The organism is Paenibacillus antibioticophila (genome assembly GCF_000455265.1).
Lineage (GTDB): Bacteria > Bacillota > Bacilli > Paenibacillales > Paenibacillaceae > Fontibacillus > Fontibacillus antibioticophila.
Genome location: NZ_HG005139.1, coordinates 434,690 through 454,909, shown reverse-complemented (window position 1 = coordinate 454,909; position 20,220 = coordinate 434,690). Strand labels below are relative to the sequence as shown.

The 20,220-nt window shown below is 47.5% G+C and carries 12 protein-coding genes and 2 tRNA genes; 1 reads left to right on the top strand and 13 read right to left on the bottom strand.

Annotation, left to right across the window (positions count from 1 at the left end):
• Positions 1–374: 374 nt before the first annotated feature.
• Positions 375–1,229 (bottom strand): LysR family transcriptional regulator, encoded by an 855-nt coding sequence (locus TX85_RS01920; protein ID WP_044477451.1) that lies wholly within the window; start codon positions 1,227–1,229, stop codon positions 375–377.
• A 136-nt stretch (positions 1,230–1,365) separates the two neighbouring features.
• Here TX85_RS01920 and TX85_RS01915 point away from each other — a divergent pair, with 136 nt between their 5' ends.
• Complete coding sequence (locus TX85_RS01915; RefSeq protein ID WP_044477450.1) at positions 1,366–2,355, top strand: zinc-binding dehydrogenase; 990 nt, start codon at positions 1,366–1,368, stop codon at positions 2,353–2,355.
• Positions 2,356–2,895: 540 nt separating this feature from the next.
• Here the strand turns inward: TX85_RS01915 and TX85_RS01910 are convergent.
• The 12 genes from TX85_RS01910 to TX85_RS01855 all read right to left on the bottom strand — a co-directional run bounded on the left by TX85_RS01910 (position 2,896) and on the right by TX85_RS01855 (position 19,771).
• The gene (locus tag TX85_RS01910) at positions 2,896–3,120 is read right to left on the bottom strand and encodes an NlpC/P60 family protein (protein WP_044477449.1); all 225 of its coding nucleotides are present in this window, start codon (positions 3,118–3,120) and stop codon (positions 2,896–2,898) included.
• A gap of 276 nt (positions 3,121–3,396) precedes the next feature.
• On the bottom strand, positions 3,397–3,999 hold the full coding sequence (locus tag TX85_RS01905; protein WP_049894755.1) for a TetR/AcrR family transcriptional regulator C-terminal domain-containing protein: 603 nt from the start codon (positions 3,997–3,999) through the stop codon (positions 3,397–3,399).
• A gap of 20 nt (positions 4,000–4,019) precedes the next feature.
• Positions 4,020–5,768, bottom strand: coding sequence for an ABC transporter ATP-binding protein (locus TX85_RS01900; protein WP_044477448.1), 1,749 nt, complete (start codon positions 5,766–5,768; stop codon positions 4,020–4,022).
• The gene (locus TX85_RS01895; RefSeq protein ID WP_199558817.1) at positions 5,765–7,600 is read right to left on the bottom strand and encodes an ABC transporter ATP-binding protein; all 1,836 of its coding nucleotides are present in this window, start codon (positions 7,598–7,600) and stop codon (positions 5,765–5,767) included. Before TX85_RS01895 ends, TX85_RS01900 begins: the two co-directional genes overlap by 4 nt.
• A 286-nt stretch (positions 7,601–7,886) precedes the next feature.
• Entirely contained in the window at positions 7,887–8,072 is a 186-nt protein-coding gene (locus TX85_RS01890) for an SAF domain-containing protein (RefSeq protein WP_044477447.1), read from the bottom strand.
• 504 nt (positions 8,073–8,576) lie between these two features.
• A complete protein-coding gene (locus TX85_RS01885; RefSeq protein WP_044477446.1) occupies positions 8,577–8,861 on the bottom strand; it encodes a DUF6809 family protein in 285 nt (94 codons plus the stop codon).
• 139 nt (positions 8,862–9,000) lie between these two features.
• The gene (locus tag TX85_RS01880) at positions 9,001–9,180 is read right to left on the bottom strand and encodes a ribbon-helix-helix protein, CopG family (protein ID WP_020432359.1); all 180 of its coding nucleotides are present in this window, start codon (positions 9,178–9,180) and stop codon (positions 9,001–9,003) included.
• Between the two features lie 799 nt (positions 9,181–9,979).
• Positions 9,980–10,174 (bottom strand): hypothetical protein, encoded by a 195-nt coding sequence (locus TX85_RS01875; protein ID WP_044477444.1) that lies wholly within the window; start codon positions 10,172–10,174, stop codon positions 9,980–9,982.
• A gap of 49 nt (positions 10,175–10,223) precedes the next feature.
• Positions 10,224–17,237 carry an RHS repeat-associated core domain-containing protein gene (locus tag TX85_RS01870; protein WP_049894754.1) on the bottom strand — a complete coding sequence of 2,338 codons (7,014 nt, stop codon included), beginning with the start codon at positions 17,235–17,237 and terminating at the stop codon, positions 10,224–10,226.
• 42 nt (positions 17,238–17,279) lie between these two features.
• Positions 17,280–19,376: an S-layer homology domain-containing protein gene (locus tag TX85_RS01865; RefSeq protein ID WP_044477443.1), complete on the bottom strand. Its 2,097-nt coding sequence runs from the start codon at positions 19,374–19,376 to the stop codon at positions 17,280–17,282.
• A 224-nt stretch (positions 19,377–19,600) separates the two neighbouring features.
• A tRNA-Leu gene (locus TX85_RS01860) sits at positions 19,601–19,683 on the bottom strand.
• Positions 19,684–19,696: 13 nt separating this feature from the next.
• Positions 19,697–19,771 (bottom strand) — tRNA-Glu (locus tag TX85_RS01855).
• Positions 19,772–20,220 lie beyond the last annotated feature (449 nt).

Genomic DNA, 20,220 nt, shown 5'->3' with positions numbered 1-20,220 from the left:
TTGTTCGCGGATTTCTCTAATTGAATTAAGATATTGTACGGTAGAAATCCACTCACAAAGGCGAACGCTTACGAGCTTATGCTCCCGAAGCAGCTTTCTGCAGAAAGCTTTCACTACAGCACACTTCACTCTTATGCCCTTTCTGTGCATTTTTCTAGTTCAACTTATATAGTTTCGAAATCGTTCGGGTTTAATTTATGGTCCGTTCAACCTCGCTCCATCTCCTGCCCAGGCAAGTTATTCATGAAAAGGACAACTGGCACGAAGTATCAGGTTCCGCCCAGTTGAATCTCGCGAATTTGTCCGCATTCAATCGCCTGCCGCCCTTCATCCCCCCTGTCCTGCAAGGTTTCCTCTATTCTGAGCTTCAAATTTTAATGCAGCTGTTGTATCAGTTCCAACAATGCAGCAGAGTATATCTGTCCTGATGGATATATAAATCCAACCTCTAACCTGCGATACTGCTCTGGTAATGAATGACTGGAGATTCTTCCTTCCTTTTCCGCAATTGCGACTGATGATCGTGGCAATAAAGATACGCCTAATCCAGCGGAAACGCCATTTATGATCACTTCCATCGTGCCAAATTCTCTGATTTCATAAGAAGAAATTCCTTTCTCTTTCAAAAAAAGCTCTGCCCTGGTTCTATGCGTACAGCCTACATCAAAAAACAGCATAGGCATAGTAAGCAATTCTTCCGTTATTGGCTCTGTTCTGTTCCGATCCGAAATCAAAACAAGCTCATCTTCAAATACAGGGATATATTCAATGTGCGACTCGTTGATCGGGCCATAAACAAAAGCTCCAGCCAGTTCACCAGTCAGCACCTTCTGCAAAAGATCATGTGTTCCACCAGTATGCAGCAGAAACTGCACATCCGGATAATTGGACTGATATTCTTTTAGGAAGGGGAGCAAATAATTGGAAGCAGCAGATTCGATACACCCTATGCGCAGAGAACCTGCGGGGAAATCTGAATGTTGTGTAGTTCTCAGCGCTTCTGCCAGCAAATCTATAATTTGATCCGCATACTGAAGCAGATTTTCCCCTGCTGATGTTAAGATCATCCCTCGATTCGTTCGCCGAAAAAGCGGAAGGCCTAGTTCAGCTTCCAAGAAACGGATACGAGCTGTCACATTGGACTGAACATAGTTTAATGCCTGCGCGGCTTTTGTAATACTTCCTTCTCTTGCGACAGCCTGAAATATTTTCAAATCGCCACTTTCCAATTTCTGCTCACCTCCCTGCTATGATTATTTATGATACCCACGTTCATTTTTCTTGATTTTATCAAGTATATCAGGATGTGTACAATGAAAGGAGACATTGGAGAGCTACTTAAACTACAGCAGCAGGAGGATGAAGATGAAAGCGATCATACATGCGGGAGTGCAAGGGATCGGTGGATTGCAGTATACAGAGCAGCGAGACAAGCTGCCAGGAAAAGGCGAGGTAAAGGTACGATTAAAAACAGCAGGGCTTAATCATCGAGATTTATTTCTGATGTCTGCACGAACGAATCAGGATGCTCCTTTCATTCTTGGCTCAGATGGTGCAGGGGTTATTGAAGCCGTTGGTGACGAGGTAACCCATCTGACTCCAGGTGCTGAGGTCATTATTAATCCATGCATAGGGTGGGAAAAAACAGATCAAGTTCCTGTTGTGCCTGCCATATTGGGAGGTCCTACAGACGGCACATTTGCTGAATCTGTAATCGTTCCCCAACAAAATGTTGCCCCTAAGCCTGCTTATCTAACCTGGGAAGAAGCAGGAGTACTATCCTTGTCTGCCCTCACCGCCTACCGGGCGCTATTTACTAGAGGAAATTTGCAGCAAGGCGAGCATGTACTCATCCCGGGGATCGGAGGAGGAGTTGCAACTTTTGCCACACTGATGGCTGCTGCAATTGGTGCAGAGGTAAGCGTAACTTCAAGAAGCGAGGTGAAGCGCCAAGCCGCCCTGCAATTGCCAATAGCTCGAGCATTGGATAGTCATGAGAGCTGGGAAGAACATCTAAGAGACAATTCCGTCGACTTAATATTAGATAGTGTTGGTCCAGCTACCTTCGACCAATACTTTGATGTCATCAAGCCCAATGGAAAAATTGTTATGTTCGGGGCAAGCTCCGGGGATGACATTACGATTCCAGCAAGGGCCATATTTTTCCCTCAGCTCCACATTATTGGTACTTCTATGGGGAGCAGAGAAGAATTTATCGCGATGCTTCAATTCATGGAGCAGTATTCTCTGCACCCTATTGTTGATACTGTCTATCCTTTAAAAGAAACTGCACTTGCCTTTGGGCGTATGGAGCGGAGTGAACAACTCGGTAATATTGTGATCGCAATAAACTAGCGTGGAGGAGGCCGTAACCAATTCCAACTTCACGCCACCTTTATATACATTCTTACTTCTCAAGCCTAAATGTTCTACTTGTAATCTCGACATCAGGATTTAGTTCCTTCAATTGCAGCCCATAGTTCTTTTTCATCTGTGAGATATGCAGCGACTCTATTTAAGGGAAGTACTCCTTCAGAGGAATCAAATCAACTTGAACTTGGCATAAAATAAAATCAATGTGCTTAAATTCTTTAACCCTCCGATCTCAGTTAAATTCATTTCGTATGTGCAATTGTTTACAATACTGATATTATCAAGCCTGGAATTGCAGCTATATTCCCTAGTTCTATAAATTTGCATTTCTTAAATGACAAATTATCAAATCGAACATCTTTCCACACTTCAAAATCAGGCTCCATCGAATTTCTCTTTCTATAAGCCTGTTCATTTTTGGGGCAGAATCGGGTAGGAGAGGCGAAAGTTTCCTCGCTCAATCGAAAAAATCTTGACAGCAAAAAGCCGCTATAGGGTGCCATAACGACTTTTTGCTGAAAACTAGTATTGGACATACGGCCTACCATACATCACTTGAAGCTCGGCATCGAACACATTCCGGTATACCACCTGCAAACGACTGGAGTAAGCGTCAATGACTTTGTCGTTACCGGCATAGATCCCGACATGCAGAATATCCAAAAAACACCCATTTGGCTCGTAGCTCCAGAAGATCAAGTCGTCTGGCGCTAATTCATCAGAAGCTAGTATCAGCCCGTTGTCCACGATAAAGCGCTCCTGCTCCGCCGCGGCACATCTGCTTGCCCTTTTCCACTGTGGCCGGCTTTGTTTCCGTTCATCGGATCTTCAACTCTTTTCCCGACTGGTGGTTTTTCGGGTGGGCGCTAAACGACTGTCTTCTCCGTGAATCCCTGTCGGCGGGTAAATGCAGATGATCAGCTTGAACACAGGACCAGCACGTGTGGATAGCTGTGACAGCTATTATCTTGACGAGCCTTCTCGTCTTTGTCCTTGCAGAAACTTAAATCAACAGCCTTCATACTAACGAGTAGTGGAGACTGCCTGATTAATAATTGCCTCTATTCCGAACACGGCACGTTCCCCATACGTATCTTCTTCAAGCAGTCTGCTAATATGAGCAAGCTTGTGATAATCATCAACTCCATCCGGTACAGCGCGGCGTTTCGGGCGAATAACCTGTTCTTCTTCAACAAGCCCAATGATTAGACAATGTAAGGCAACACTAGCGCGAGCTGCAACTCTTTCATCTACGCCCAACTCCTGGAACGCCGTGATCAGCACTTCAGCAATATGCAGCGCATTCCTATCAGCAGTATGCGTACCGCTGATAACACGACCGCCATCCCGATGCGAAAGCATAGCTAATCTTAGCCGCAAAGCTACTTCTGTAATTCTTTCCAGAGCATTGTCAGAAAGATCCGCAAGAGAAAGCTCGCCTAGGATGACCTCCGCCATTAATTCAAATAGTCGTGCTTTGCTCTCCACTTGAAAAGACACCGAGTTCAAGTGCAGTCCCATTCGCTTGGCGACCCCCCGCAATGTAACGGCCTCAATTCCCACATCCTCCAACATGGCCAGGGCCTCACGCACAACATCATCCCGGTTGTGGCGCTTTTTTACCAATTCGCTCCCTCCTTGTTTGCTTATTCCTGTATTTTCGCTCTCGAACCAAGTCGCCAACCGAGTGATCGGGAGCGTTCCCGCCAAAAGTCTGCATAACGTCCATCCGCTTTAATCAATTTTTGATGAGTACCCCATTCTACTATATTTCCCTGCTCCAGGAAAATAATTTGATCTGCTGCGGCGATTGTCTGCAATCGATGAGCAACAACAATCAGCGTGCGATCTGTAGTGAGTGCATGAAGCGCTTCCTGTACAAGTGCTTCATTTTCCGCGTCAAGCGCAGCAGTTGCCTCGTCAAGAAGAACGATTGGCGCATCCTTAAGTATGGCCCGGGCAATCGATACCCGTTGTCTTTCCCCTCCGGAAAGCGCGCTCCCCCCTTCTCCGACTTGCGTATCCAAGCCGTGGGCAAGCCGGTTCGCAATTTCATCTACACGCGCAAGACGAATAGCGTTTTTCAATTCTTCTTCAGTAGCATCAGGCCTAGCCATCAGCACATTTTCACGGATTGTACCGGAAAACAAGTAAACATCTTGGAACACAAAGGAAAGCTGGCTCATCAATTGTTCCGCAGTCATGTCTCGGACATCAACACCAGCCACCTTCACGACGCCAGAACTGATGTCCCAGAATCGGGCGACAAGCCGGGTTATGGTTGTTTTGCCTGCTCCTGAGGGTCCAACCAGCGCTGTCATTGTGCGAGCTTGCGCAGTAAAGGTGATGTCATGCAAAATCTCTCGTTTATCATAACCAAAACGGACAGCTTCGAACGAAACAGCCGGATCGCCAAGGGTGGCTTGTCCAGCATCAGCCGTCTCCGAGAGCGGCTTGGTATGAAAGATATGATCCATTCGATTGAGGTTGTTGCGCACAGTACGTACACCCCCGCCTGCTGCGGCACCGTCCATAAGCGGCTGAACGAAACGGGTGGCAAGAATCAGCAAGGCAATCAGTTCCGTTGCTCCAATTGAAGAACCCACACCAAGCGCAATTCCCGAGAGCAGAATGGCTGTAAATGCACCCTGAACCGTAAGGCGAAACATGCCGTCGCCAATCGCACCCCCCCATGTAATCATGCTGTTATCCGCCTTGCGTTGCGCTACAAGCGCTTCATCAAGAAGCTTGTAGCCCTTGGACACCCGGCCAAACGCGCGGAGTATAGGCTGAGTCTGGGCAAATTCGATTATCCGGTTTGCTGTTCGTGTATTGGCGCTATGTGTGCGCAAATCCACATAATCCACAATCGCAACCGTGCCCCGATAAGCGCCCCATACGATCGGGGCAGCGATCAGGGCAACCAGCGCCAATCTCCATTCAAACAGAAACATTAGCACAATAACAACTGCCGGCGTTACAAAAGCATTGACTAACGTCCCCAACATTTGTGTCGGAAACCCCGTGACACTAAATACCCCGGAGCTGGTCAAGCGAGAAACGGAACCTACTTTTTCAGCATTAAACCAGCCTAATGGAAGTTTGGATATATGATCCCCCAGTCGTTGCCACAAATGCGCAGTCAAAGCCATTGATGAGGTTAAGCCAAGCATTTTAGTACGATAGTTTAGTATTCCAAACCCGGCAAGGATAGCCGCCTCAACCCCTATCCATAACCAGAGTTGTTGAAAATCGCCTTCCAAAAGTGCTTGCACAAGCGGTACCAGTAAGCTGAAAGCAACTCCTTGCAGGATAGCACATACAACAGTTAGCGTTATTAACCGCCGCAATACAGGCGCGTCGTCTCCCATGACTCGAAGCAATCGACGAATCATGACTTCACCTCCTTGGTTGAATCCAACCCATGATGTACTTCAGGATGCCAGGACATTGAGCACTCATGTTTCCACCACAGTTGGGCATATAGCCCACCCTGCGCAAGCAGATGCCCATGTGTGCCTCGTTCGACAATGCGTCCCCGATCAACAACTGCAATCTGATCAGCTCCTTGAATTGTCGAAAGCCGATGAGCGATGACCAGCAAGGTGCGTCCGGCAGCCAGCGCAGAGAGCGCATCTTGAATGAGTGCTTCCGATTCCGGATCAGCAAATGCAGTGGCCTCGTCAAGTACAAGAATCGGAGCGTCTGCAAGCAGTGCTCTGGCTATTGAAATACGTTGCGCTTCGCCACCTGAAAAGAGGGCATCTTCACCAATAACGCTATCATAGCCACGTGGAAGTTCAAGAATTCTGTCATGAATTTGAGCCGCACGCGCGGCCTGCTCCACCTCTGCAATTGTGGCTTCAGGTCTTGCCAGCCGGATATTCTCCGCCACAGAAGTGCTCAATAACTGTATGTCTTGAAAAACAAAAGAAACATGGCGGTAAAGCTCACTCGTCGGGATATCACGTAGATCCACGCCTCCCAGCGTGATCTTGCCTTCATCCGGATCCCAAAAACGCGGAATAAGCTTGGCGATTGTTGTTTTTCCTGAACCCGAGCGGCCGACCAGCGCAGTCGTTGTTCCGGGCTCCAGCCAAAGATCAACCCCATCCAATGCTGCATGCTGCCCATCATAGCTAAAACGAACATTCTCCAACACGATGGTTTCATTCGCAGGTACAGATGGCGTTTTGGGCTCGGGAAGCGTCTTGGTATCCAGCAAGGCAAGGACTCGTTCACTGGCTTCAGCAGCCTGCGAAGTCGCAGTAGCGCTAAAAAACAATGCCATGAGCGGACTCGTCACACCAACACCCAGTAATACAAAAGGAATGACTGCAACCGGGTCCAACTGCCCCATTCCGGATAAAACTGCGCCTGCTGCTGTAATAATGACGAGAGAGGCCAGTGGTGCAAGCACAACTTCCGCGAGAGCTGCAGACCGCAAGGTTCCACCCATGACTCCGCTCATAAGAGCCATAAATCGCTGCGTGGCATCCAAAAATTTACGATAGGCACGCCCAGCCTGACCAAAGGTCTTCACCACGCTGATGCCCTGCACAAACTCAATTGCAGTTCCATTGATCTCGCTCATGGCTGTAGGCGTATCGGCCATTTTCGGGCGAATCTTTGCTATCTGCACAGCATACAAGCCAATTCCTGCTAACAGTGGCAGCATGACGAACAGCGACATCGCCCAGTCAATGCTAAACAAATACACCAGGGTTACAACCGGCACAACCACTCCGTCTACAATCTCTAGTCCTGTATGAGCGACCAGATGGTGCATATGCATCACATCGTCGGATACACTCTTCTTAATACTTCCAGAAGTTCTCGCCGTAAACCAGCCCAATCGTACCCTTCCCAGATGAGCCGCAATACGTCGTCTCACAAGTAGCTGGAAACTAGTGTCGGCAAAATGCGTAATTGCGCCTGCAACGAACACACAAACTAGACGCAGCAGCAGCGCCCCAGCAGCTATCCAACCCCAAATCCATATGTTCCCCTCCGTGTTCACCTCGGAAACGAGAAGCATCTGTGCGATCTCGGCAATTGCAATAAACGGCACGATTGAAGCCGTGGCGCCAATTGCTGCTATAAAAAATGCGAGAATTAGCCGCCAACGAATCGGCTTCAGAAGGAGCCACAACCCACGGAAGTTCGGGATAGCGTTAGCTTTGGCCATGCTGTTTTCTTTCTCAATATTTATTTTTGCAGAGTTCAAATACTCCACCTCCTTCATTGAAATTTTGACATCCTATTTCCCAAAAATTATAAGTCAGATTAGCCGTACTGGTTACCATGCTATTCTGATTTATTAGCACAATAATATACTTGGTCAATGAACAAGTCAATAAGAAAATTGTTCATTGACCAAGTATCTTTCTGGTTTCGTCTTTTCGCAAGAAATCATACCCGTAGAAGCTCCATGTCATGACAGCCATTTCAATCATAACAAGGACTAAATTAGGCGCTTCATTCTTAAATGCAAATGGCAAGGAAATATCTTTTCAATATTTCCCTCCATTGTTACCTGCTTGTTCAATTCCTTGAGTCGCACATCCTTCGGAACGGGCTGTCCCGCATACAGCAAGAAAGCGAGCAGCGGCGTTCGGGTCCAGCTCCACCTTGGCATGCTTGCCGATAATCGCCTCCCGATTGGTCAGAATTCCGGACGGAAGAAGCTCGGCGGGCATCGGAACCGCCTTGAGACCATGTCAAATCGATTTTCTGATTGTCTGAACAATATATTACTTGAAATGCACTCCATTTCTTTACGTGGTTTTTCAAGTCATAGAATGAGAAAATCCACCTTCACTCTTTACTTGGAAGGTGAATTTTCAAGCCGATTTGTTGCTGCTTTCCATGTTTTTATGTTTACCTCGTAAAAAACACAACACCGGATTATTCTGTACATACACATACAAATTCAAGCTCTGCGGATTATTCAGTTCCCCTATACTCATTCACAAACCGAAAATCATAGGGATAATAATGATAAAGTCCATTTGACGTAGCCGTCTGATTCATTCGTTACCGGGTGAGGGCTACAAGAAAAAGAACCTTTGTATTTTCCCCACAAAGGTTCTTATACTCTTCACTCCAATATTGCTTTTATGCTCTCGATGCCATCCAACATTTTCTATTAATAAATACAGTAGTTGAGCAATATCTATTATGAATCTATACCCAAAGCTGCATCAGGAAACCAACTCTTCCCGGTTGCTCATTACCTCAATAAGCAGATTCGCTCCAAGCCTGAACCCATGTAGAAAGGCAGCTTCCACATGCATACTACTTGCGCTGTCGCACAGGTCAAAATATTCCTCTAACTCACGAAACGCTTCCTCACCTAATCGCTCACGCCATTGCACCGTCTGAGCTGACACTTTTCGGCTTACAGAAAGGTATTCTGGCTGAGACGGAACAATTACCTCATCAGGGTTAATTTGTCCGCGGTATAGGGCTTCCAGAATAGTTTTCATGTTCATCCTCCCATTAATTTATCGCATCGCTTGAATGAGATTCCTGCACATGGTAGCATATTTATGCAGTCTGCTTATCCAAGCGGTTGCGGGATAGGAAGTAGCGGTGTTCTTCGTGGGATGCTCGCTGCTTCCTTCTTTATTTTTGGAGCTCGTCATACACCTTTTCAATCCCTTTACGCACAATTGCAGAACGTGACGTATTCAGTTTTTCAGCGGAAGCATCAAGCTTACTCATTGTTTCCTCATCAACACGTATCTCAATCGTTTTGCTTTTGGGTTTGTCAGATGGAGGACGCCCCATCTTTTTAGAGGACATCTCTTCACCTCGCTTTTTTGTCCTGACAATAATATATTGTTGTCAGGACAAAAAGTCAATATAAATAACTCAATCATAAATAGCTTTCTTCTCGGCAGGTTATTGATTATAGAATATAAACCTGCTGTCTTGCGTTACTGCAAGCACTGAATTTGGATATCCAAATTCGCTTGTTAGGGGAATTGCCCTAATCCCCTTATTTATTTTTTGATCAAACATGTGGAGTGCGTAGTGCCAACACATTTTACCAGATAATAGGAATCTTTGAATAATGGGCGCACATGAAAGACAAAATCTCATGAATGGTTTGACATCGCAACATTTGTTTTTTGACCTTTATCTCCTAAAACTCCTTTATTATCTGTAATACTTTTGATTGTGCCATTTCAATTGCATTAGATACAATGCTCGTCGCTTCTTTTTCTGTCGCAACATTAAATTTTGCTGTCCTGACAATAATAGTTGGCGGACTAACCTAGTTAAACTGTTGCGATGTTCTCGACACTATATCCATCGGGGTATCTAACCATAAAGTTGCATTAATATTGAAAAATCCGCGAGAAAACGAAGATAACACAAAACAGATCTACCATGGAGGTATTTGACCATAATCGACCTATTTGGTGTAGCAATACCGTTGATAAAATTCAAGCGTTGATGTGCGTGACGAAATCTTCATACGGGTATTACATGGGGTATATGTGTTATTGGTTGAATGATGAGTTCACTCGGCACCGGGTAGCCCCCACCAAAGAAAAAACCTTGAAAGGCGTGAAGCCAATCAAGGTCGGATAAATTACTAATTCAGGATGTTGAGAAGTCTTTGAGCAACCTCTGCTCCATAACGATAATGATTCATTTCCAACTTTGTAAATCTGATTTCTTCCAGTTCATTTAGAATGCTGTGTTTCATAACTTCAATTTCAATGGGAAAAGCCGCAGTTTCTAACCTGCTTTGAAAATCCCCTAAATCATATTCTTGTCGTAGAAACATCTCACATAGCTCCTTAAGTGTTTGGGATTCAGTCCCCATCTTGTCTCACCTACTTTGTTATTATTGTTACAACTGCACCTTGAGGATTGGTGATTACTTGAAGAGAGCCTGATGTGTAGGATAAGTTCCCATTCTCTTGGACTACTGGTTTAGTGTTTTTTATTACATCCTCTACATAGTTCGGCGAAACACTTCTGCCATAATCATTGGTTTTTCCTTGCCCACCTGCTTGAACAATTTGAGAATCCCCTGAATATCTCTTACCGCTCGGTTGCATTCTGTCTACAGCATGACGAGAATAGAGCCTATCTCCTACTTTAGCATATTCTTGTCCATTAACAGTGACTTTTTCATAATCGCTCCAACTCCCCCACATAACTTTATTGCCATTTGTTGTAGCGTTACTCTTCCCCTTTGGAGTCGTCTGTTTAGGCGTCTTCTGTTTAGGTGTCGTCTTGGTAGTAATCGTTTTAAAAGTTGATGGAAATCTTACACTAGCCATTGATCCAAACACTGCGTCTGCCAGTGGGATTGCCAGTACCCAATCATAATAGTAAGCTTCCTCAGATAAGTTGGCTTCTTTCCAAAATGTTGAATATCTTACTTTGCTTGATGAAACGAAATACAGATCATCATTTTTATCATAATCATAATATCCTAAGACCTTACTATCTATGATTTCCGGAAAACCAGCACCTATCATAAAATCCGGAATATAGTAATTTGTAATATTGCTTTCGATATTACACATCCCATAATGGGCGTTTCTACCATCCGGAGAGACGCAGTAATTTCCACTTGGGTCTACGTAACCAGTAGGATTATTCTGTACATACACATACAAATTCGAGCTCTGCGGATTATTCAGTTCCCCCTGATACGTATCCTCACTCACAAACCGCCCAATTCCGGAATCAAAGTATCTGGCCCTTGCGTAAGAGAGTCCGCTTGAGGCGTCGTAGCCCAGTCCTGTGTAACCGAACAGGTTATCTGGTCCCGGATAGTTCAGGTCGAACTTCTCTGGTTGCTCTGCTATCCCGAATTCATCGTAATGGTAACGGAGCGCCACTTCGCTGTCCTGGTTCACTAGGGCGAGCGTGCTGCCGAGCATGTCATTCAGGTAGAATAACGTTTCAGGTGTTGTATTCGGTGCTGCGCCGCTGGATCCTGCTACTGGCTCCCAAGCATTACTTTCATCTGCACTCGGCAGATAATTCATGCTGATCCGCTCTCCGCCGGCTCCGTAGACATAGGATTGCTCCCATTTGTTGCCGCTGACATCAGCAGCATACAAAGGTTCAGGTAGGCTACTAGTGATATCGTAGGTAAAATAAATATCAGTTTGCAGCTTCTTATACTGCGCTTCCCAGCCTGCTACCTGTCCTGCTGGATGACTCGTTGGATAACGGTTCTGCTGGTTGCCGGTGCCGATTGTAACCCCCATAAAGCTCCGGTTATTGTCTCCGTCATACCGATATTCGGTCTGATCGCCCGCCGGGTTCATGTGATAAATCAGACGGTTAGCAGCATCCCAAGTATAGGTCTCCAGCACTCCTGGCCCGGCAAGTGCAGCAGCAATTTGTGAATCGAATGCATCTCCAGCTTTCCAATCCTCAGGTCCATATACCTGTTGGGTCACGCTTAAAGAATCGGTCTCCAATGTAGCCTCAACGCTTGGGACAAGTTCAAGAGGATTACCCGCGCCTACTATATCCGGCGTTCCCGAAAGATCCGGCAAAATTGAATCCAGATCCCCGTATACATCCTGCGGCACGCCAACTTCATTCTGCGGCGGATTCAAAGAGGTTACCCGCATCATTGCTGCAGCACTGTCAATCCCCTCAACTTGAAGTAAATTACCGCGCAAGTCGTACGTATAGTTCTTGTAGTCGGTTCCTTTTTCCCAGCGAGTCAGTCTATTTGCCAGATCATAGTTGTAATACTCTATTTCCGGTATCGTTGTTCCTACTCCAGTCTGACTCTTCTCCAGACGGTTACCTGCTGCATCATAGGCATAAGTTACTTTAGAACCATTGAGGTTCTGAACCTCAATAAGGCGATTCAGGGCATCATAGGTATAATCCTCTACATCTGCCGGCTTCGGCGCATCTTGCGGCCGATCCTCATCCTTGCCCTGCTCCAGGCGCTCCTTATGAACAACATTGCCTGCCGGGTCATACACATAGCTCAGCTGCTCCAATAGACTTCCGCCGGCATTACGATGCTCGATGCCAATGAGCTGGCCCAAGGCATCATATTCATAGCGGCTGCGCTCACCGCCCGACAACTCGCGGCTGATCACTTGACCGTTGCGATTATATGTGTAGTTCGTCTGCTGTTTCAGAGCATCCGTAACCTTGCTGATTTGTCCAGCCTTATCGTATTCATAGAGAACCGCTGTATTGTCCGGATAAATAATGCGGCTGCGCTGTCCTGTTGGTGTCCATTCATAGCGCACATTTTGTCCGCGCGGATCAATCATTTCCGTCAACCGGCCTAACGCATCGTAAGTGTACCGGGTCAGTCCGGTGGCATCATCCATCGTTAATCGACGATCCGCCAAATCATAACCATATCGAACCTGTTGTCCATCTCCATAATTGATTTCCGTAAGGCGGCTTCGTCCGTCATAGCCGTACTGCGTTATCGTATTGTCCGGAGCTATCGTTGACTTCACGTTGCCGTTGCCGTCATAAGAGATCGTTGAAATCTCCTGCAACGGATTGACGGTGCGCTCCAGCAAGCCGCGTCCATTATAGCTGTAACTCGTTACTGCTCCAAGCGGATTGGTCTTGGTAAGCAGGTTCCCCAGTGCATCGTAAGTATAATTCGTGCGATGACCCGCAGCATCCTCAACCTCAGTCAGGCGCCCTAAAATATCATAATTGAAGCTCGTAAGCTGTCCATTTTCATCCGTTAATCCAGTTACCTGTCCGAGGGCATTATAACTGTAGCGGGTATCATATCCCAACGCATTACGGATTGCCTCCGTGCGCCCAAGCTGATCATACTTGTACTCTGTAACATTTCCCTCTGCATCTGTGTAGGAAATTACTCGCCCGCGACCATCCCGTTCTATCACGGTCTCATGAGACAAAGGATCAATCGTGCTCTTGGCAAGCCCGCGCTCATCGTAGTTCGTCTTCCAGGTACTTCCATCAGGCAACGTACTCTCGATCAGATTTCCTGAAGCATCATAGGCATACTTCGTAACATACCCCAGGGCATCGGTCTCCTGGATTAATCTCCCGGCGGCATCATAGCTGTACCAGGTGCTGTTGCCCAAGGCATCGGTTTCTTTGACGAGCTGTCCTGCAGCATCATACTTGTACTGCACCACCGTGCCGATCTCATCGCTCACGGTTAAAATCTGGCCCGCATGATTGTACGTATATGTTGTCTTATTCCCCTCAGCATCGGTAATAGATTCTACCTGGCCATTGCCATCATACGCATAGCCCGTTCTATTGCCATCCGCATCTATGAACTCGACCGTACGACCCATACCGTCATACACATAACGGCTTGTCCCGCCATTAGCGTCGCTTTCTTCCACGATGTTACCAACCGTATCATACACATGATTGCTCAGATGTCCGAGCGGGTCCGTCACAGTAGCCATGCGATATACGTCATAGCTAAGCGAGGTTTCCGAACCGGCCTGATCTTTGATGGACACCAAATTGCCGTTGGCGTCATAATGCCATTCCTGTACTTGCTGCAGAGCATCCGTGCTCGCCTGCGTCCGTCCTTTGGCATCATACGTTATTTCTTCCAAAATGCCGTTTGCGTCCCGAATCGAAGTGACACGATGCAGCGCATCCCTGTCCATCTCGATCTTGTAACCGGATGGATCTACGGCAGCGGTGGCGAACCCTGTTGCATCCACCGTATACTGCGTAATGCCTCCGCGCGCATCCTTTACCTCTGTGGCTATACCACGGGCATTTCTTGTAATGGCGACGCTATTTCCTAGCGCATCCTCTTCCGCCACTAAGTTACCGGCAGTATCATAGGTATACAGAATAGATTCACCCAATGCATTAACAACCTCTACCGGTCGATTCTGCACGTTATACCGGATCACAGTAGATTGCCGGTTGCCATCCGCAACCAGCAGCTTATTGCCCCGGGCATCGTAGCTTGCAGTTGTTCTATATCCGTTCCCATCCGTGACAGCAGCCAATCGATGACCGGCATCATAATCATATTGCCAGCTTGATCCGTCCGGAAGGCTTAAATTGGTCAGGAGAAACCGATCCCCCCAGGTATAAGTCGTTGCGTATCCCTGCGCATCTGTCTGCTTCGTCTCACTTACAGACAAGAGTGTTGCAGAGACTGTCGCGGGCAGAATTACCTTTTGGTTGGCCTCGGCCACAAGCTCAGCATAGTTTGGTTCCTTCCCAGTCAATCTGGGGGTTTCAGGGTAAGTCAGATTTGTCTTGCCATCCCCTGCTCCGATACGCACCTGTGGAGTTTGATTGGGAACCATATCGCCCCCGATGGCAAAGACTCCGCCAGCAGTAACAGACATTTGATTATTCACATGAACATGATCCCGGACGAACAAATCTCCGCCCTTGATGACCAGATCCGCAATCTGATTATTGGAGACAATGCCTCCAAGTACCATTTCTCTAGCAATATTCATCTTAACTTTAGTGTTGATCGACAAGTCCCCTCGCACAATAACTGAAGGTGCATCCACTGTTAATTGGCCGCTGTTATAGGTTAGCACTCCGGCATATAACGTATCTTCAACCTTAACATTGGAGTCATTATTGAGATGAATCGTACCCTTTGCCCAAATACTTCCGTACTTTCCGTTGACTTTATACGCATTGAGATTCAATTTGGTATTGGCATTCAAGCCTTGCTTCAGAATCAGGGTGCCGTAAATACTGATTGTCATCTCCTGATTCGTATTCATACCATCCGCAATCAGGATGACCGGCTGGCTTGCACTGCCTAAGGTCACGCCCTCTTCGACATTCAATTGCCCGGCACGGACAATAACAGGACTGCTGCCTCCGCCCGCAGTAATCATCTTCTTGACCGTATCCATGTCACCGGCGACTCCGGAGCCAGCTGCAGCCTCATAACTATCTATCTGCTTCCGGATTCCCTCGGACAGATTATCCAAATATTTGTTTATCACCGGCTTCAGGCCAGGAACAATTTGATGCGGCGGAGCATTCCGCAAATTGTGCATTGTACCCGACAAGAGGACCACATCGGATTCAGGGATATCCCGGCCATTGCCAGGGTCGATCGATACCGCTTCATCCTCCTCTTCCCGCACGACGGGAGCTACCTTGCCGCTGTATTCCGCCGTCTGTGTAGAGCCGTAAAAATCCGTGAGACTCGTGACCCGCTGATGATCATCATATGCGATTCGCATAATTGCCGTTTGTGCCGGATCCGTAACAGAGATGACATGATGTTCGCCATCATAACCGAACCTTGTAACTGCTCCGTCAACATCCGTAAAAGACACCATATCTCCAGCGCCATCATAGCTATACTCCAGCTTGCGTCCTGTATGGTCGGTGACAGAGATCAGCCTGTCGTTTGAACCATAGGATAGGGTTAGCGAAGCCCCATCTGTTGTTACTTGCTGCAGAAGCTCTCCTTGATAGTTCAGCTTGATTTCATTTCCGTTCAAATCACGTATAGAAGTTAGCAGACCGCTTGCATCAAATTGATAGCTAAGCCCTTGCGGAGTTGTTAGAGCATGCCCGTTCGCGCTTTTGCTCAGCATCCAGTCCGTTCCTGCAGGAGTCAGATAAGCTCCCCCCGCCAAAGGAATAAACTCAAAGCGCGAGCCATCCGGCTGCATGAGCTCTTGCTTGCCGTCAACCGGAGTCAGACGCCATTCATAGGAATGATGCCAACCCGGCCCATTCACTCCCTGATATGGATCACGGCTTAGATAAGACACGCCGAAGTGGAGCGGCATTAACGCTTGCAAGACTAGTGGATCGGCAGCGTAAGCAAAGTCTCCTCGCACAGGCTCCACCACGTCATTCCAGGATGGATTGACGATACGCAGCCGCTTCTTAATGGCTTCATTTGTAAATTGCTCCAGGTCGCTCTGGGTTAAAGTGCCCGTCGACTGTGGATTGATCAGCAGGATTGACGTCCCTGGCACATTGCCGGATACTTGGACACTGCCCAGACCATTCCATGCCGCTATTTCCTGTACAGAAGCTTGAACGGCTGCTGTGGAATCCGCCCTATAGTAAAATCCTGCAAGTGCTCTCCAGCTCACCGGAAAGCCGGGTGCGGCAATGCGAAGCACTTCCTTGATTTCAGAATAACTGGAGCGCTGACCCTTATTATCACTTCTAGCTGAGATCTGAACCGGCTTCCCCGTACCCACGCTCAAGGATTGCATCCATTGTCCTTGTCCATTGACTTTAATTCCCGTATGCGTATCTACCAGCTGGCCCAGGTGATCTCCAACCTCCAGGCTCACTGTTGTTCCCGCTTCCGAGGTGCCTTTAACGGTAATTGAACCCGTCGCCCCCGATTCTATGGAACTCAAGACCGGCGGTTTCGGTTGCGTGCTATTCACAATTTCAAAGCTGCCAATTTGGCCGTAATAGACGCCAATTCCGTTATAGTCGGCAGGAGAAACTGCAATGTAATACTTCCCTTCCGGCAAAGGAACACCATTTATTTTCCCGTCCCATTCCACCTCATGCACAATATACTCGCCCTGAGCATTTTTGGTGGGGTATTTGCCGCTTGCAATCAGTTGCCCTAACTGGGGCGCTCCTCCATTCACGCCTGGTGTGCACAATTGAATCTTGACTTCATGCTCTGCCAGACCATTATCTGCGGCGTTAAAGCTAAAGCTGATGACGGTCTTTTCGCCCAGATCGGTATTGATTTCACTTGGTGAAATACGCAAGTTCGTCGAGGCTTCAGCTGTTTGAATCTTCATGCCAGGAACGAAAGGCATCGAGGTTACCAGCATAATAAGCACAAGTATGCCTGCCAGAACAGATCTGCTCTTGAACCGGCGTCTCTTCAGGAATAGGCTCTCTATCATCTTCATTAAACGCAACTCCCCATTCAACTCAATCTCAATCTATCAACATCACAATTCATTTAGCTGCTCTAGCAACCGGTAGAGAACTACAGCGGCCTCGGCTCTTGTTGTCGTAGCGCGTGTCTGGATAAGCTCTCCGTTGCCCTCGACAAGCTTTAACGCCACCGCCTGCCTCACAAACGGCAGAGCCCATTCACTGATCATCTCCTGATCCTTGAATCGATTGAGCTCCGTCCCTTGAGTCTGGTTATTTTCCAGGCGGTCCTTAACGGCACGTACAAGCATCGCCATCATTTGCTCCCGCGTAAGTGCATCCTCCGGCTTGAACAACCCATGATCGCCTTCAACAATGCCTGCCGCAGCTGCTGCTTCGACCCAGCTGTAACTCCACTTGGAGGAAGGAACATCTCCGAAAGAGGATTCGGCCGGTGATACGGGCTCGAGTCCGAGCGTACCTGCCAGCATTTTGCTGAACTGCTCCCGTGTCAGGATGCTTTTCGGCGCAAAAAGATCTGCCCCCGTTCCGTCCACGATACCGCGCGCGGCAAGTACTTCTACTTCCTTCGCAGCCCAGTGAGCGGTGTCTACATCGGCAAAATGAATGCTCCGCAGCAGCACTGCATAGGTTCCAGGAGAATCAATAGTCGTCTGAATAGATGGGCCGTTGTTGGAATTGTCAGTGACACCGCCAACATAGCTCCAGCAACCAAGTGCTGCTTGATATTGGTAAATACCAAGCTTTTCCCGATGCTCTGTCCAATAGGGCTCATTTGAATAGGATAGCGAAAGCTGTGCTTTACCGAATTCTCCGGCGGATTGGATATCCCAGACCTTCCCGGCAGCTTCCAGTGAACGCCCCTTCTCATCCTTCAGCAAATAATAATTCGCAGCCATCTCCGACACCTTGATCTCGGTATCTCTTGAGAACGCATCTGCGGCTATCACGAATTGGACCTGACCATCCAGAATGCTGAAAGCACCCCCTTGAGATCCCACAACAAAGGTTGCCGATGTTCCTGGAAGAGTGCTTCCTCCGTCATTCTTCACCGGGTTGGTTGTTGGATTCGGTTCTGTTGGTTTATTCGGGCCTGTTGGCGAAGGCACTTCACCGCCGCCTGAATCAGGGTTCGTGTTGTACTTGCTCATCTCCAGCGATCCCAAAGAACCGTCCGATTGAGCATATAGCAGGCGATCTCCGTTAAAGCCAATGTATTGAACGCCTGCCTCGGCTTCTCTAACCGAATAGACCTTGGCTGTAGCCAAATCAACACCCTTTAACACAGCCTGTCCGCCTTCATTTACCAGGTAGGCTGCCTGCGAATTTCCAATCGACATAAATGCGTACTCTTCTACCTTGGCACTCATGGGAGACAAATCCTGAGTCTCAAGTGAACGGTCCAAAAGTGAGATGATCGCATATTTACTTTCGAGATTGCTATTTTTCTGCTTATACAGCACGTATTCACCATTCGTCACAAACCAATCCACATAATTCGTCGCACCGAGGCTAACAAGCGGACGGTGTACTCCACTGCTTAGCTCAATCATGCTTAATCCGCCATCACGAGCATTTTTGAAAATGACCCTCCCCTGACTGAGGATCGGGTACTGCCCTTCGCCAAGTGAGGATTCCGCTCCCGAGACCGGATCATAATGAATGATGCGTCCATACTTCTGCTGGTCCGCCCATACCACTCCGCTCTCATCCACGGAAGGATTGGCGTACTGGCCTGCTTTGCTATTTAATTTCCGCTCTGTTCCGGTGGACAGATCATAACTGTAAATATCCCAGTTGGTACTGGAAGCGTCTTGTTCTCCCTTATCTGCCCAGACCACCATTGTCCCCTTAATATAGGGCACATCCTTCCTCGTCTTTCGAGAGGTTAATGCCTTCGTCTCTCCTGTTGACTCATAACGGGCATAAATCTGCTGTTCCCCATCAGCTGCTGTACTTAGCCAAACCACGATTCCATCGGATACCCCTGAATCCGACTGGCTCATAGCTGCCGAAGCCATCTCGCTTCCCCTCGCACCCACGGCATGAACAGCACTTGCTCCTCCTAAGCTTCCTGACAGACATATCACGGTCCAGATCAGACAAGCTCGCTTCCAGCCCCGCCATCCTTTTTTGCATACTCCACTCATTCCTATGTATAACCTCCTGTCTTAGTCAGACATAGATGCAATTTCTCCAACTATTGTCTTATATCTATATCGGATGAACATATTTCATTTGGAGGAGCATTTATGATAAATAGTAAATATTACCCATCACGAAAAGATTTTTCGACATATGTATCGCTGAGCCAATATCAAAACAAAAAAAGGATGATCCCTGTTTTGCACAGGAATCATCCTAGTTCATGAAATGCGGTCGAGAGGACTCGAACCTCCACGGGTATACACCCACTACCCCCTCAAGATAGCGTGTCTGCCATTCCACCACGACCGCGTATTCAGTTAAATGGTGACCCGTAGGGGATTCGAACCCCTGTTACCTCCGTGAAAGGGAGGTGTCTTAACCCCTTGACCAACGGGCCACATCAAAGATCGCCAACAAGCAGCGGCAAAAATGAGTATAGCAAAATCCGAATGCTAATGCAACCAAAATTTTCTCCTAGATTTTCTCCTATAATCTTCCCATTTTCTCTTTTGGTTGTTCTAGGATAGTGTCACTCTCAGGTAGGTAATACAGACGTTGACAAGATCAGACTCTACCTAAAGGCAGCCATTAAATTCCGCCTCATTACCTTTCGAGCGATATTCAGATGAACTTTAGGTGACTTTATGCACTATATTCGCGCACGAACCCCCACGCCTGCAATTTTATTGCCTTTGAGCACTTATTTCGTCGCACGAACCCCACGCCTGCAATTTTATTGCCTTTGGGCACTTATTTCGTCGCACGAGCACCCGCACCCACAATTTTATTGCCTTTGGGCACTTATTTCGTCGCACGAACCCCCACGCCTGCAATTTTATTGCCTTT